The organism is Nocardia anocheti, from assembly GCF_029675105.1.
Classification (GTDB): Bacteria; Actinomycetota; Actinomycetes; order Mycobacteriales; family Mycobacteriaceae; genus Nocardia.
The window spans coordinates 290,777-304,214 of sequence record NZ_JAQQFV010000009.1; the positions used below are offsets into that span (position 1 = coordinate 290,777).

General features: G+C 69.9%; 13 protein-coding genes. 2 read left to right on the forward strand and 11 right to left on the reverse strand.

The genetic code is table 11. From position 1 onward, the window contains the following. Positions 1-116: 116 nt before the first annotated feature. From QC180_RS24280 to QC180_RS24290, 3 genes are read right to left on the reverse strand one after another with little or no spacing between them, the layout of a single operon-like run. Entirely contained in the window at positions 117-773 is a 657-nt protein-coding gene (locus QC180_RS24280) for an isochorismatase family protein (RefSeq protein WP_278265112.1), read from the reverse strand. A 31-nt stretch (positions 774-804) separates the two neighbouring features. Next, a complete protein-coding gene (locus tag QC180_RS24285) occupies positions 805-1,953 on the reverse strand; it encodes an isochorismate synthase (RefSeq protein WP_278265113.1) in 1,149 nt (382 codons plus the stop codon). After that, positions 1,950-2,822 carry an SDR family oxidoreductase gene (locus QC180_RS24290; RefSeq protein ID WP_278265114.1) on the reverse strand — a complete coding sequence of 291 codons (873 nt, stop codon included), beginning with the start codon at positions 2,820-2,822 and terminating at the stop codon, positions 1,950-1,952. The genes QC180_RS24285 and QC180_RS24290 overlap by 4 nt, the downstream gene beginning before the upstream one ends. An 87-nt stretch (positions 2,823-2,909) precedes the next feature. Here QC180_RS24290 and QC180_RS24295 point away from each other — a divergent pair, with 87 nt between their 5' ends. Further along, complete coding sequence (locus tag QC180_RS24295) at positions 2,910-4,565, forward strand: (2,3-dihydroxybenzoyl)adenylate synthase (RefSeq protein WP_278265115.1); 1,656 nt, start codon at positions 2,910-2,912, stop codon at positions 4,563-4,565. A gap of 40 nt (positions 4,566-4,605) precedes the next feature. On the opposite strand, the gene QC180_RS24300 is transcribed toward QC180_RS24295, so the two are convergent. Genes QC180_RS24300 through QC180_RS24330 form a run of 7 tightly spaced genes read right to left on the reverse strand, consistent with a single transcriptional unit; the run spans position 4,606 to position 10,794 of the window. Continuing rightward, the gene (locus QC180_RS24300; protein WP_278265116.1) at positions 4,606-4,821 is read right to left on the reverse strand and encodes a phosphopantetheine-binding protein; all 216 of its coding nucleotides are present in this window, start codon (positions 4,819-4,821) and stop codon (positions 4,606-4,608) included. A gap of 3 nt (positions 4,822-4,824) precedes the next feature. Then, the gene (locus QC180_RS24305; RefSeq protein ID WP_278265117.1) at positions 4,825-5,664 is read right to left on the reverse strand and encodes a siderophore-interacting protein; all 840 of its coding nucleotides are present in this window, start codon (positions 5,662-5,664) and stop codon (positions 4,825-4,827) included. Further along, complete coding sequence (gene entS, locus QC180_RS24310) at positions 5,661-6,887, reverse strand: enterobactin transporter EntS (RefSeq protein ID WP_278265118.1); 1,227 nt, start codon at positions 6,885-6,887, stop codon at positions 5,661-5,663. The genes QC180_RS24305 and entS overlap by 4 nt, the downstream gene beginning before the upstream one ends. After that, complete coding sequence (locus QC180_RS24315; RefSeq protein ID WP_278265119.1) at positions 6,884-7,879, reverse strand: ABC transporter substrate-binding protein; 996 nt, start codon at positions 7,877-7,879, stop codon at positions 6,884-6,886. The genes entS and QC180_RS24315 overlap by 4 nt, the downstream gene beginning before the upstream one ends. 46 nt (positions 7,880-7,925) lie before the next feature. Continuing rightward, entirely contained in the window at positions 7,926-8,738 is an 813-nt protein-coding gene (locus QC180_RS24320; RefSeq protein WP_278265120.1) for an ABC transporter ATP-binding protein, read from the reverse strand. An 8-nt stretch (positions 8,739-8,746) separates the two neighbouring features. Then, a complete protein-coding gene (locus QC180_RS24325) occupies positions 8,747-9,799 on the reverse strand; it encodes a FecCD family ABC transporter permease (RefSeq protein WP_278265121.1) in 1,053 nt (350 codons plus the stop codon). Beyond that, complete coding sequence (locus QC180_RS24330) at positions 9,796-10,794, reverse strand: FecCD family ABC transporter permease (protein ID WP_278265122.1); 999 nt, start codon at positions 10,792-10,794, stop codon at positions 9,796-9,798. The genes QC180_RS24325 and QC180_RS24330 overlap by 4 nt, the downstream gene beginning before the upstream one ends. 155 nt (positions 10,795-10,949) lie before the next feature. On the opposite strand from QC180_RS24330, the gene QC180_RS24335 reads away from it, so the two are divergent. Next, a complete protein-coding gene (locus QC180_RS24335) occupies positions 10,950-11,669 on the forward strand; it encodes a DUF8020 domain-containing protein (RefSeq protein WP_278265123.1) in 720 nt (239 codons plus the stop codon). A 103-nt stretch (positions 11,670-11,772) separates the two neighbouring features. On the opposite strand, the gene QC180_RS24340 is transcribed toward QC180_RS24335, so the two are convergent. After that, on the reverse strand, positions 11,773-13,335 hold the full coding sequence (locus tag QC180_RS24340; protein WP_278265124.1) for an MFS transporter: 1,563 nt from the start codon (positions 13,333-13,335) through the stop codon (positions 11,773-11,775). Positions 13,336-13,438 lie beyond the last annotated feature (103 nt).

Here is a 13,438-nt window from a genome sequence, read left to right on the forward strand (position 1 = left end):
TCTGGGCCCGGCAGCACGTAGGTCGAGGTAGGTTAGCCTAAGTTTGAATCGAAATGCGGATTGTGGTCCGCGTCACCGGCGTCCGACACACGTGGACGCCGGTGCCGCGGGGCCGGTCAGGCGTCGGCTTCGACGCGCGCCGAGTCCAGTTGACGCAGCACGTCGTCGGTGCCGGTCACCGCGCCGCAGCGCCGGGCGACGTAGTTCAGCGCCATCACGTGCTCGTCGCGGCTGAAGTCCGCGGTCGCGTCGTGCACCAGGAACGGGCGCACATCGCCCATGAACGCCTCGGCGGCACTGAGCATGCAGCCCATGTGCGTGTAGACGCCGGTGACCAGCAGCTGATCGCGCTGGTAGTAGCCGAGCAGTTCACGCAGGTCGGTGCGCTGGAACGCCGAGTAGCGCCACTTGGTGACCTGGATGTCCTGCGGTTCGGGCGCCAGGGCGTTGATCACCTCGGTGTCGGCGCCCTCGGACATGCCGGTGCCCCAGAAATCGGCCAGGATGCCGCGCCGGGAGGGGTGCTGATCGCCCGGCTGCATCGTGTAGATCACCGGGATGTCGAGTTCGTGGCAGCGATCGCGCAGCCGGGCGATGTTCGCGATCAGGGTGCGGGCGGGATCGCGATTCAGGTCGTAGGCGTCGAGGAAGTACTGCTGCATGTCGTGGATCAGCAGCGCGCAGCGCCCGGGTTCGGCGGTCCAGTCGACTTGGTCGGCGGTGAACTCGTCGGCACCGGGCATGGGATAGGGCGCGATCGGGGGGATAGGCATGACGTTCTCTCGTTCGGATGGAAAGTCGGTGTCAGCCGACGGTGACGGGCAGGTCCGAGATACCGAGCGGACCGAGGATGCGCTGGAATTTGCCGGTGGTCTCGGCCAGTTCGGCGGCCGGATCGGAGGCGGCGACGATCCCGCCGCCCGCGTGCGCGAGCAGGGTGGTGCCGTCGTCGGAGAGCTCGGCGCAGCGGATGCTCACCATCCACTCGCCGTTGCCGTCGGCGTCGCACCAGCCGACCGCGCCCGCGTAGAAGCCGCGTTCGCCTTCGAGTTCGGCGATCAGGCGCGCGGCGGCACCGGTCGGGGTGCCGCAGATGGCGGGTGTGGGGTGCAGGGCCACCGCGAGTTCCAGCGCGGAGGGCCCGGCCAGCGGGACGGTCGCCGAGATCGGCGTGCCCAGATGCCACATCGCCGGGGTGGAGGTGAGTTCCGGTGCGGGGGTGACCACCTCGGCGCAGCGGTCGCTGAGCACGGCCGAGACCTGGTCCACGACGTAGCGGTGTTCGGCCAGGTCCTTGGGCGAGGTGAGCAGCGCGTCGGCGGCGTCGCGGTCGGCCACGGCGTCGTCGAGGATGCGGCGGGTGGACCCGGCCAGCGGATGACTCAGCACCTCGTTGCCGGTGCGGCGCACCAGGATCTCCGGGCTGGCGCCCACGAGATGACGGCCCGGATATCGGCCACCGGCGGCGGACAGGTCGACCAGGAAGCCGTTGGAGTGCGGGTCCGAGGCGACCATCAGGTCCAGGATGTCCAGCGCGCGCACCGGGGTCGGGGACACCGCGCGCAGGGCGCGGGCCAGCACCACCTTGCGCACCGGATGCGCCGGGCTGGCGAGCAGTTCGACGGCGGCCGCGACGCGACGCTGGTGTTCGGCCGGAGCCGGGATCGCCTCGTCGAGTTCGAAGCCGGGCACCGCGACGTGCGGGCGGGGCAGGTGCGGCGAGTCGGTGACGGTGACCGAATCCGGCGCCCACAGCGCGGTCGGCGCGCCGGGGGTGAAGGGCAACGCGCCGACGATATGGCTGATCCGCCCGCTGCGCAGTGCGGTCACGGCGTCGTGCGCCGACCGGAAGACCGTCCCGCCCGCGGACGCGGAGACGGTCCGATGCGGACGGGACAGGACGAAAGCGGGGTCTGAACTGTCGGTACTGATGGTGATCACCCTTTCGGTCACATATCTAGCGTTGCGCCACCGTCGACCCGCAGGTCATGCATGGTGATGTGGCGGGCGCCGTCGGACGCCAGGAAGTGGACGGCCGACGCGATGTCGTCGGGAGCGGCGATGCGGCGCAGCGGGATACCGAGCCGGTAGACGGCCGGATCGCCGTCGAGCAGCGCGGTCTCGGCGACATCGTCGAGGGGGGTGCCGCCGAACATGCCGCGCAACATGGCGGTGTCGGTGGACCCGGGGGACACCACATTGACGCGCACGCCCAGCGGCGCGACCTGCAGGGCCAGCGACCGGGTGAACGCGGTGGCGGCGGCCTTGGCGGCGCCGTAGGCGGCCATGCCGACGCGGGGCGTGGTCGCGGCGTTGGAGGAGACCACGACGATGGCGCCGGTGCCCGCGGCGGCCATGTCGGCGGCGGCGCGCTGGGTGACCAGCATGGTTCCGGTGGCGTTCACGGTGAGACAGCGGGTCCAGTCGGCCGGGTCGAGATCGAGCGGAGTGCCACCGGCCAGGATGCCCGCGGCGTGCACCAGCACCTCGACGGTGCCGTGCTCGGCGGTGAGCCGGTCGAAGGCCGCGCGCACCGCGTCGGGGTCGGTGATGTCGACCGTGACGCCGTGCACCGCGGCGGTCCGCGCGGTAGCTGTTGCGGCCCTTACACTTCCGTTTCCGGGGTCGTGGATGGCATCATCGGATCGACGGGTGTGCGTCGCGCTCGCGATCGTGGCGGCGGTATCGTGCACCGCCGGATCGAGGTCCCACAGCGACACCACCCGGTCCTGGGCCGCGAAACGCGCGGCGATCGCGGCGCCGATGCCCCCGGCCGCGCCGGTGACGACGACGATCCGCCCACTGGAATCACCATTAGACATGAGGTTAGCCTAACCTGAATGTAACGTCGGTTGGTTAGCTTCCCTCATAACCTCCGACCGCAACACCGGAATATCCGCTGGAAAGAGGTGCTCGACTTGACCGATCCCGTACTGCCCGGCTTCACCCCATGGCCCGCTGACCTGGCCGAACGCTACCGTGACGAAAATCTCTGGACCGGAGAGACATTCGGTGCCGTTCTCGCCGCGCGCGCGAGCGCCACGCCGGAGCGGATCGCGGTCCTCGACACGTCCACCCGCTGGACCTACGCCGAGCTGCACCACCGCGCGCGCTCGCTCGCGACCGGCCTGGCCCGCCTCGGGATCACCCCCGGCGACCGGGTGCTGGTGCAGTTGCCCAACCGCGCCGAATTCGTCGAGGTGATCTTCGCGCTGTTCGAACTCGGCGCGCTGCCGGTGTTCTGCCTGCCCGCGCACCGCGCCGCCGAACTGGTGCCGATCGCGAAGGCGGCGAAGGCGACCGCGATGATCACCAGCGGTGTGCACCAGCGCTTCGACTACGCCGCCCTGGCCGCCTCGGTGCGCGCGGAGGTGCCCGGGTTGCGGCAGGTGCTGCTCGTCCTCGACGAGGGGCAGACCGCGCCGGAGGGAACCAGCGATCTGGCCGAATTCCGCGACGAGCCGAGCGATCTGCCCGGACCGAACGCCGGTGACGTCGCGTTCCTGCAGCTCTCCGGCGGCAGCACCGGCATTCCGAAGCTGATCGCGCGCACCCACGACGACTACCTCTACAGCGTGCGCCGCAGCGCCGAGATCTGCGCACTCGACAGCGACACGGTCTACCTCGCGACCCTGCCGGTGGCGCACAACTTCCCGATGAGCTCGCCGGGCATCCTGGGCGCGCTGTGGGCCGGTGGCGCGGTGGCCATGACGCCCGATCCCACCCCCGCCACGGCCTTCCCGCTGATCGAGCGGTTCGGGGTCACCATCACCGGCCTGGTGCCGCCGCTGGCGCGGTTGTGGACCGAGCGGGCCGAAGCGGGCGACACGCCCGATCTGTCGAGCCTGCGGGTGGTCCAGGTGGGTGGCGCGCGCTGCCAGGACGAGCTGGCGCGCCGGATCGGGCCCGCGCTGGGGGTCACCCTGCAGCAGGTGTTCGGCATGGCCGAGGGACTGGTCTGCTACACCCGCCTCGACGACCCGATCGACGTGGTGGTGAGCACCCAGGGGCGGCCGATGTCGGAGTTCGACCAGATCGCCGTCGTCGACGACAACGGCGTCGAGGTGGCGCCGGGCGGCCAGGGCAATCTGATCACCCAGGGCCCGTACACGATTCGCGGCTACTACGACAATCCCGAGGCGGACGCCCGCAGCTTCACCCCCGAGGGCTGGTACCGCACCGGCGACATCGTCGCGGTGCGGCCCGACGGCAATCTGGTGGTCGCCGGACGCGCCGGTGACTGGGTCAACCGCGGCGGCGAGAAGGTCTCGGCCGAGGAGCTCGAGGCGCACCTGCTCGAACATCCCGACGTGCGTGACGCGGTGATCATCGGCACACCCGATCCGGTTCTCGGACAGCGCATCTGCGCGTTCGTCCAGCCCGCCGACCCCCAGCGGCGGCCCACCCTGACCACGGTGCGCTCGTTCGTGCGCGGCCGTGGCGTGGCGGCCTGGAAGATGCCCGACGCGGTGGTCGTGGTGGAGGAGTTCCCCGAGACCGGCGTCGGCAAGACCAGCCGCAAGGAACTGCGCCAGCTGCTGGCCGAGGGCGCGCACGGGAAGTGATCCCGTCCGGGGTGGCGTGCCGCGCACGCCACCCCGTGGTTCAGGCCAGCAGCTCGAACCAGGAGCCGAGCACGGGATCGCCCGCGAGCGTGGGGAAGTCGATGTCCTCATGCCCGGCCGACCGCCATTTCTCCACCAGCGACATGATGCGCACCGAATCGAGCCCGGCGTCGAGCAGATCGGTCTGCGCGGTCAGCTCGCTCGGGTCCACACCCAGCACGGCGGCCACGTCACCGATCACCTGTTCCTCGGTCATGTGTCATTCCTCTCGATCGAAGTCGGCGACGCCGCGCTTCCAATACCCGGCGATCAGCGAGTCCTTGGGGCCGATGCCCAGGTCGTTGCGGATGATCTTGCGGACCCCGCGCAGGCAGCCCGCCTCCCCGGCCACCCACGCGTAGACGCGACGTCCGGTGGGCACCTCCAGCGCGCGCACGCCCTGCTCGAGGATGTCGCTGGTGCCCGGCGCGGCCTCGCCGCGGTGCAGCCAGCGCACCTGGACCCCGGCGGGCCCGTCCAGCGGGATCTCCTCCTCGGGTCCGGCCACCTCGATCAGCGCCCAGCCGGTGGTCTCGCGCGGCATGCGCTCGAGCCAGCGGGCGATGGCGGGCACGGCGGTGATGTCACCGACGAGCAGGTAGTCGTCGTAGGTCTCCGGGATGACCACGCCACCGGGCGGACCGGCGATGTGGACCTTGGTGCCCGGGGTGACCGAGGCGGCCCAGTCCGAGGCCAGGCCACCGGGATGGATGACGAAATCGATGTCGAGTTCGCCGTCTTCGACGCTGTGGCGGCGCACGGTGTACTCGCGCGAGATCGGGCGCGGGTTGCCCCATTCGAGCATGCTGCCGTCGAGCTTGGGCAGGCGCAGCACGCCGTCCTCGCCCGGGAAGATCAGGCGCACGTGCTCGTCGGGCACGTAGCTGTGGAACTTCGCGATGTCGGGGCCGCCGAAGGTGATCCGCCGCAGCGCCGCGCCCACGGGCGCGACCCGCAGCACCTCGACCTCCTGCAGCCCGATCGGGTACGGCACCTTGGCGTAGTGCTCGCCAGCCAGTACCTCGGCGATGTTGTCGGCGTAGGCGGTGCGATCTTTCACGATTGTTCCTTTCTGTGCAGCGGCCCGGCGACCAGCGCCATCAGGGCGGTGAGGATCAGGACGGCCACGCCGTAGAGCACGAGTGCCTGTCCGGGAGCGAACATCTGGCCGACGACACCGGCCACCATGGAACCGACCGCGGTACCGGCCACCGACTGCACCATCAGCAGACCCGACATCCGACCCCGCATGTGGTCGGGGGTGTTCTGCTGCAGCATGGCGTAGCGCAGCACCATGTTCACGGCCCTGGCCAGACCGAACCCGGCCAGTCCGAGGAACACCAGCGCCGCGTGCGACCACAGACCCGCCGCGATCACGCCGATCGGCATGAGCGCCAGGGTGAGCAGCAGCGCGCGTCCGGTGTGGACGCGGCTCATCCAGCCGCTGGTGAGCGTGCCGAGCACCGCACCCGCGCCGGGCGCGGCGTAGAGCAGGCCCAAGGTGCCCGCGCCCGCGCCCAATTCGACGTCGGCGAAGGCGGGCAGCAGCACCAGCGGGCCGCTGACGAGCATGCCGATCAGGCCGGTGAGCAGGATGAGCCGGATGGATTCGTGGCGCACCGCGAAACCGATCCCGGCCGCCAGCTCGCGCAGCGGATTCTGCAACTCGCGCTCCGGCGGCGGCGACGGCCCGATCGCGGTGATCAGTCCGACGGTCGCCGTGGTGGCCAACGCGCAGAGGAAATAGGCCGTGGCCACACCGGTTTTCGCGACGAGCAGACCGGCGACCGCCGGGGTCAGCATGGTGCCCAGGTCGGTGGTCAGCGAGACCAGCGCACCGGCGGCCGCCACCTTCTCCTGGCCCACGAGCACCGGCACCATCGCCATCAGCGCCGAACCGCTCACCCCGCCCGCGAGACCGTCGATGACGGCGGCGAGGTAGATGGCCGACAGGAACGGGTCCGGCAGGATCGCGTTCACGCCCAGGATCAGGAAGCCGATCCCGGCCGCGCTGCGCGACCACTGGATCACCGTGCGGCGGTCGTACCGGTCGGCGACCACGCCACCGGCCAGACTGCCGAAGAACAGTGCCGCCGCGGTCGTGGTGGCCACGCCCGCGACGTGCACGCTCGAGTTGGTCAGCTGGTAGACCTGCAGCGGCAGCGCCACCATGAGCAGGCCGATTCCGAGCACCGACACCAGCCGCGCCGCGAACGCGCACCGGAACGGGCGCGAGGCCCGCAGCGGGCTGAGGTCGAGGAGCAAGCCGCCGGGAGCGGTCATCCGAAGCGCTCCACGAGCAGGTCGAGGGTGGTCATCACGGTGCGGTAGTCGGGACGCGAGCTGGTGGCGGGCAGTTCGAAGACCTTGTCGGCCTTGAACGCGGGCAGCGAGGCGTACATCGGGTCGGCGCGCAGCTCCTCGAGCGAACGGCCGCCGCTGAGCGGGATGGTGAACAGCACCGGCGCGTCGACGACGGTGTTGAGCAGCTCCGGGCTGAAGCTGATGAAGTCGGCGCTCTGCTCCTTGGCCGGGTTACCCGCCTTGGCCTCGATCTGGGTGTCGAGGGTGAAGCCGATCTCGGACAGCAGCGCGGGCAGCGCGGCGGTGGGCACGAACAGCGTCGGCTTCTGGCTCTTGATCGACTGCATCACCACGGTCGCCCCGGCGGGCGGCTTGATCTTGTTCTTGGCCTCGGTGAGCTTGGCCTGGTAGTTCGCGATCAGGGTGTCGACATTGGCGGGCTTGTTGACCGTCTCGGCGATGAAGCGCAGCTGGTCCTGCCAGTTGGTGGTCTCGGTCGGCATCAGCACGGTCGGGGCGATCGCGCTGAGCTGGTCGTAGGCGTTGACCGACTGCTGGCCCGGGTAGCCCTGGCCGCCACCGATGATCAGATCGGGGCGCTGGGCGGCGATGAACTCCAGGTTGATGTTCTCGCCCGACGGCACGGCCTGGGTGCCCTGCTTCTTGGCGTCCTCGGCCCAGCCGACCGGGAACTCGCCCGGCTTGTTCGGCACGCCCAGCAGGCGCGGGTCGGCCGCGACGACGGTGGCCTCGAGGTCGTAGAGGTACCCGGCCAGGTTGCCGTTGAGCACGACGACGCGCTGCGGGTCGGCGGGCACCTTGATCGGGCCCTTGGCCGAGGGCACCTCACGCGGGCCCGCGTCGGCGGTGTCGTCGGTGGAGGTGCCGCACGCGGTGAGCATCGCGACCAGCGCGAGAACCAGCAGGGCGAGGGCGGCGCGCAGCCTGCCCGGAGAACGGTGGGTGGACATGGAAGGGGAAATCCTCATTTCTGACAGGGGCGGCACTGGGCCGAGATCAATGCACCTGGGCGGCGTTTTCCGCCAGTGGAATCACCAGGGGGGTACCGGTTTCGGGGTCGTCGACGATGCGGCACCGCAGCGAGAACACCTCTTGGACCAGCTCCGCGGTGACGATCTCGGACGGCAGCCCGGAGGCCACCACCCGACCGTCACGCATGGCGATCAGGTGATCGGCGTAGCGGAAGGCGTGGTTGAGATCGTGCAGTACCGCCACGACCGTGCGTCCCGAATCGCGTTGCAGCGAGCGGCACAGATCCAGCAACTGGATCTGGTAGGCGATGTCGAGGTAGGTCGTCGGTTCGTCGAGCAGGATGATCGGCGTCTGCTGGGCCAGCACCATCGAGATCCACACCCGCTGCCGCTGACCGCCGGAGAGTTCCTCGACCGGGCGCGCCGACAGTTCGGAGACACCGGTGGCCGCCATCGCCTCGGCGACGGCCTCCTCGTCGGCGCGCGACCACTGGCGCAGCAGGGTCTGATGCGGATAGCGCCCGCGCGCCACGAGATCGGCGACGCGGATGCCGTCGGGCGCGGTCGAGGTCTGCGGCAGCAGGCCCACCTGGCGGGCCAGTTCCTTGGCCGGATAGTCGGTCACCGGCTTGTCGTCGAGCAGCACCTGCCCCGAGTCCGGCGGCAGCAGCCGGGCCAAGGCGCGCAGCAGGGTGGACTTGCCACAGGCGTTCGGCCCGATGATCACGGTGAACTTGCCGTCCGGGATGTCCACGGAGAGCTGATCACTGATGGTGTTGCCCTTGTAGCCCAGGCGTACCTTTTCCGCGCGCAACCGCGCGGTGTGAGAGTCGTTCATGTCGCTTCCTATTTCCGTCGCGCTTCGGCGACGAGCAGATACGCCAGGTACAGACCACCGATGGAGCCGGTGACGACGCCGACCGGGATCGTGGTGGGCGCGAAGGCGTGCTGGGCGATCCAGTCACAGGTGATCAGCAGGGTCGCGCCCATCGCGGCGGCGGGCAGCAGCGCGATCGATGGCGTGCGGGTGAGCTTGCGCGCCAGGTGCGGTGCGGCCAGCGCCACGAAGGCGATCGGCCCGGCCACGGCGGTGGCCAGCGAGGTGAAGCCCACGCTGAGCGCGATCAGCCAGCCGGTGGCCTTGCTCGCGTTCAGGCCAAGGGCGCGCGCGGTGTCGTCTCCGAGTTCGAGGATCTGCAGCCGCGGCGCGGCCGGGATGAGCGCCACCGCCAGCACGGCCAGCACGATCATGGTCGGCGCGACCTGCGCCCAGGACAACCCGTTGAGCGAGCCAGCGCCCCAGGCCGCCGCCGACATGGCCGCGTCCAGGTCGGCCCGCATGATCAGCCAGGTGTTGACCGAGGCGAGCATCGCGCTCACGCCGATACCCACGATGATCAGCCGGAACCCGGTCACGTTGTGCCGGAAGGCGAGCAGGTGGATCACCAACGCGGCGCCGAGGCCACCGACCATCGCGCCCGCCGCGGTCTGGAAGCTGCCGCCGCCGATGATCAGGATCACCAGCAGCGCGCCGGTGTAGGCGCCGGTGCTGAAGCCGATGATGTCGGGACTGCCCAGCGGGTTGCGGGTCACCGACTGCAGGATCGCGCCGCTGACGCCCAGCGCCGCGCCCAGCGCCAGCGCCATCAGGATGCGCGGCAGCCGCCAGTCCCAGACCACCAGCCGGTCGAAACGCTCGTCGCCGACGAACAGCGCTTGCAGCACGCGGCCAGCGGGAATCTGGAAATCCCCGGTGCCCAGCGCGAAAACAGCGGTGACCAGCGCGATCACGAGCAGGATCGCGCACACCACCACGGTGCGCACCCCGACCCTGGCGGTGAACCCGAGCCGCGGTGGACGCACCACCAGCGTGGTGCGGCCGAAATCGATCTTGCTCATGTGGTGGCTCCCACTCGCGAACGGCGCGCCAGCCAGATGAGCATCGGCGCACCGAGGAACGCCGTGACCAGACCGGCGGGTACCTCGTCGGGACGGATGATGACGCGGCCCAGGACATCCGCGGTGAGTACCAGCAGCGGCGCCAGGATCAGCGAGTAGGCGAAGATCCAGCGCTGATCGGGCCCGACCAGCCAGCGCGCGATGTGCGGCACGGCCAGGCCGACGAAGGCGATCGGGCCGACGGCCGCGGTCGCGGTGCCGCACAGCAGCACCAGCGCCAGCGCGGTCAGCAGCCGCGTGCGGGTGACGTGCACGCCCAGCGAACGGGCCAGATCGTCGCCGAGGGCAACAGCGTTGAGTGAGCGCGCGCACACCGCCGCGATGATCAGCCCGGTGAGGATGAACGGCGCGGCGCCCACGATGATGTCGAACCCGCGACCGGTGAGCGAACCCGCGTCCCAGCGCCGCATCTCGTCGAACGCCTTGGGATCGATCAGCATCAGTCCGCGTGTGAGGCCACCGAGCACCGCGGTGGCCGCGACTCCGGCCAGCGTCAGCCGGATCGGATCGGTGCCGGTGTGACCCGCGGTGCCGAGGCGGTACACGACCACCGAAACCAGTGCCGCGCCGAGGAAACCGAACCACACATAGGATGTGATTTCACTCACCCCGAGGATGCCCACGGCTACCGTGATGGCGAATGCCGCGCCCGCGTTCACGCCCAGCAAACCCGGGTCGGCGAGCGGGTTACGAGTCAGCCCCTGCATCAGGCAGCCCGCGACGCCGAGAGCGAGTCCGCACAGCAGTCCGAGAACGGTTCGCGGCAGTCGGTACTCGGTGACGGTGACGTGGTCGGGCGTGGTCACGGGCCCGGTCAGCGCCGCCCAGACCTCACCGGCCGGGATCGATTTCGTACCGACCAGCAGGCTCAGCAAACAGGCCGCGATCAGCAAGGCGACCGTCAGCAACCAGCCGCACCAGCGCGGACTTCTCATCAGGAAAATCTCTCTCAGATCGGACAGTTCGCCTCGAAGATTAGCGCAAGCAAGGTATTGATAGGTGAGGCTTACCTGGCTATGGTCTCGATGCGTTCGGTCCGCAGCTTGTTGCGCCGCGCAGTTCACACGAGGAACACGAAAGGCTCACCCCCGTGAAAATCACCAAGTTCGCCCTGCTGGCTTCCACCGTCAGCGTTGCCCTGGGCATCGTTGCCGGTACCAGCCACGCAGCTCCTGCCGTGGATGCGAGCGCGCCGATCAACTTCACCTCCACCACCAATGAGACCAGCACCATCATCGGCACCGACGCGGGCTCGATGGTCGTCGAAGACGGTGTGTTCAAGATCAAGGCCGCCGACGGCACCACCGTCGCTGGCACCGAACTGGCCTTCCGCGTCGACGACTTCGAGTTCCCGATCGCCGCCGAGATCGCTGGCAACACCGCGACGCTGACCCCGAAGTTCGACGCCGCGCACGCCGTCTACAAGCCGGTCGCGCTGCCCTACGAGGACAAGGCGCCGTGGAAGTCCGAGTACGACCGCGAGCAGGCCGCGTGGAGCCGTCTGGGTAGCACCATCTCGCTGGGTGCCGCTGTCGGCGCGCTGGTCGGTGGCCTCGGTGGCGCGGCTGTGGGTTGTGTGTTCGGCGGTATCGCTGGCGCCACCGTCGCCGCGGCGACCATCGTCGGCATGTTCGGTCCGTTCATCCCGGCCGCCGCGATCGGTTGTATCGGTGGCATCATGGCGATGGGCTCGCTCGGCGCCCTCGCCGGTCAGCTGTTCATCGCCGCCCCGGTCGCGATCATGGCCGCGGTGCAGTACTTCACCACCATCAACTCCCCGATGCCGAACAACCCCGCGCCCGCCAAGTAGGTCGCGCGAGGACGCTCGTGGAGGGGACAACTCGACGAGCTGACGTATCCCGCCCGGTGCACACCGGGCGGGATTTCGTCGTCTCCGGGCACACGGGCCGCGACTAGCTCGCGTCGCGGGTCTCGTTCGGTGCCGGGATCCGGCGCAGCAGCACGATGACCAGCCCGGCGGCGACGGCGGTGAGTCCGATCGCCACCACCGAATTCACCTGTAGCGCATGGGTGTACGCCTGCCGGGCGACCGTGGTGAGTTCGGCGCCGAGCGCCTCGGGCAGCAGCGCGGCCACGTGCAGCGCACCGGCGAGGGTGTCCTCGGCGGCGTGCGCGACCTCGGCGGGCAGACCGTCGGGCAGCTGTTCGGCCATCCGCCCGCGATAGACCGCGGTACCGATGCTGCCGATCACCGCGACACCGAGCGCGGCCGAGAGTTCCTGTCCGGTCTCCGAAATGGCCGACGCGGCACCGGCGCGGGCCGGGTCGACCGCGCCGACGATGAGGTCGAGACCGAGCACGAACATCGGGCTCAGGCCGAGCGAGAACACCACCATGCCGGTGACGATCAGCGCGAGATCGTCGGCGCCGGAGAGCTGGGTGAAGATCGCGTACCCCACCATGGCGATCAGCAGGCCGCCGGTCATCAGGTAGGCGGGCCGCACCCGGGGCGCGAGCGCGCTCACCACCCCGGCCGCCACCACCATGGCCGCCGCCTGCGGCACCGTCCACAGGCCCGCCTCGAACGCCGAGAGGCCGAGCACCAGTTGCAGATACTGCGCCAGCAGCAGGAACAGCCCGCCCATCGCGAGCATGGCGACCATCAGCGCCACCAGCGACCCGCTGAAGCGCACATTGCCGAACAGGCCGAGGTCGATCAGCGGATCGGTGAGCCTGCGCTGGCGCAGCACGAACACCGCGCCGAGCACCAGCCCGGCCGCCAGCACCGCCAATGCGTCGACGGCCAGCCCGTCCTTGGCCAGTTCCTTGATGCCGTAGATGACGGCCATCACCGACAGCAGCGACAGCAGCGCGCTGAGCAGGTCGAGCTTGCCCGGGTGCGGGTCCTTGTACTCGGGCAGCAGCAGCGGCCCGCTCACCAGCAGCAGCACCATCGCGGGCACCGCGACCAGGAACACCGAGCCCCACCAGAAGTTCTCCAGCATCGCGCCACCCACCAGCGGGCCGATCACCATGCCGATCATGAAACTGGTCATCCACACGCTGATCGCGGTGGTGCGCTGCCGGTCGTCGTGGAACATGTTGCGGATCAGCGCCAGCGTGGACGGCATGAGGGTCGCGCCCGCGATGCCCAGCAGCGCGCGGGTGCCGATCAGCATGCTCGCACTGGTGGAGTAGGCCGCGACGATCGAGGCGACACCGAACGCGAAAGCCCCGATCATCAACAGTTTTCGCCTGCCGATCCGGTCACCGACGGTGCCCATGGTGATCAGGAATCCGGCGACCAAGAAGCCGTAGATGTCGAGAATCCACAGCAGCTGTGAACTGCTGGGTCGCAACGCCTCGCTGATGTGTGGGATGGCCAGGTAGAGCACGCTCAGATCCATCGAGATCAGCAGCGTGGGCAGCGCCAGCACGGCCAGCCCGATCCACTCCTTGAGCCCGGCCGAGGGGGCGGTGCCAGCGGCGTCGCGCGGGCTCTGGGTGGCAGTCACGCCCTCGACGTTACCGACGAGTCGCGTGTGCGTGCCAGCGGAATTTTCGGGGGCACCGCGGGCGCGGCCCGCGCGGAACTCACTGGACATTCCGGGCACGGGC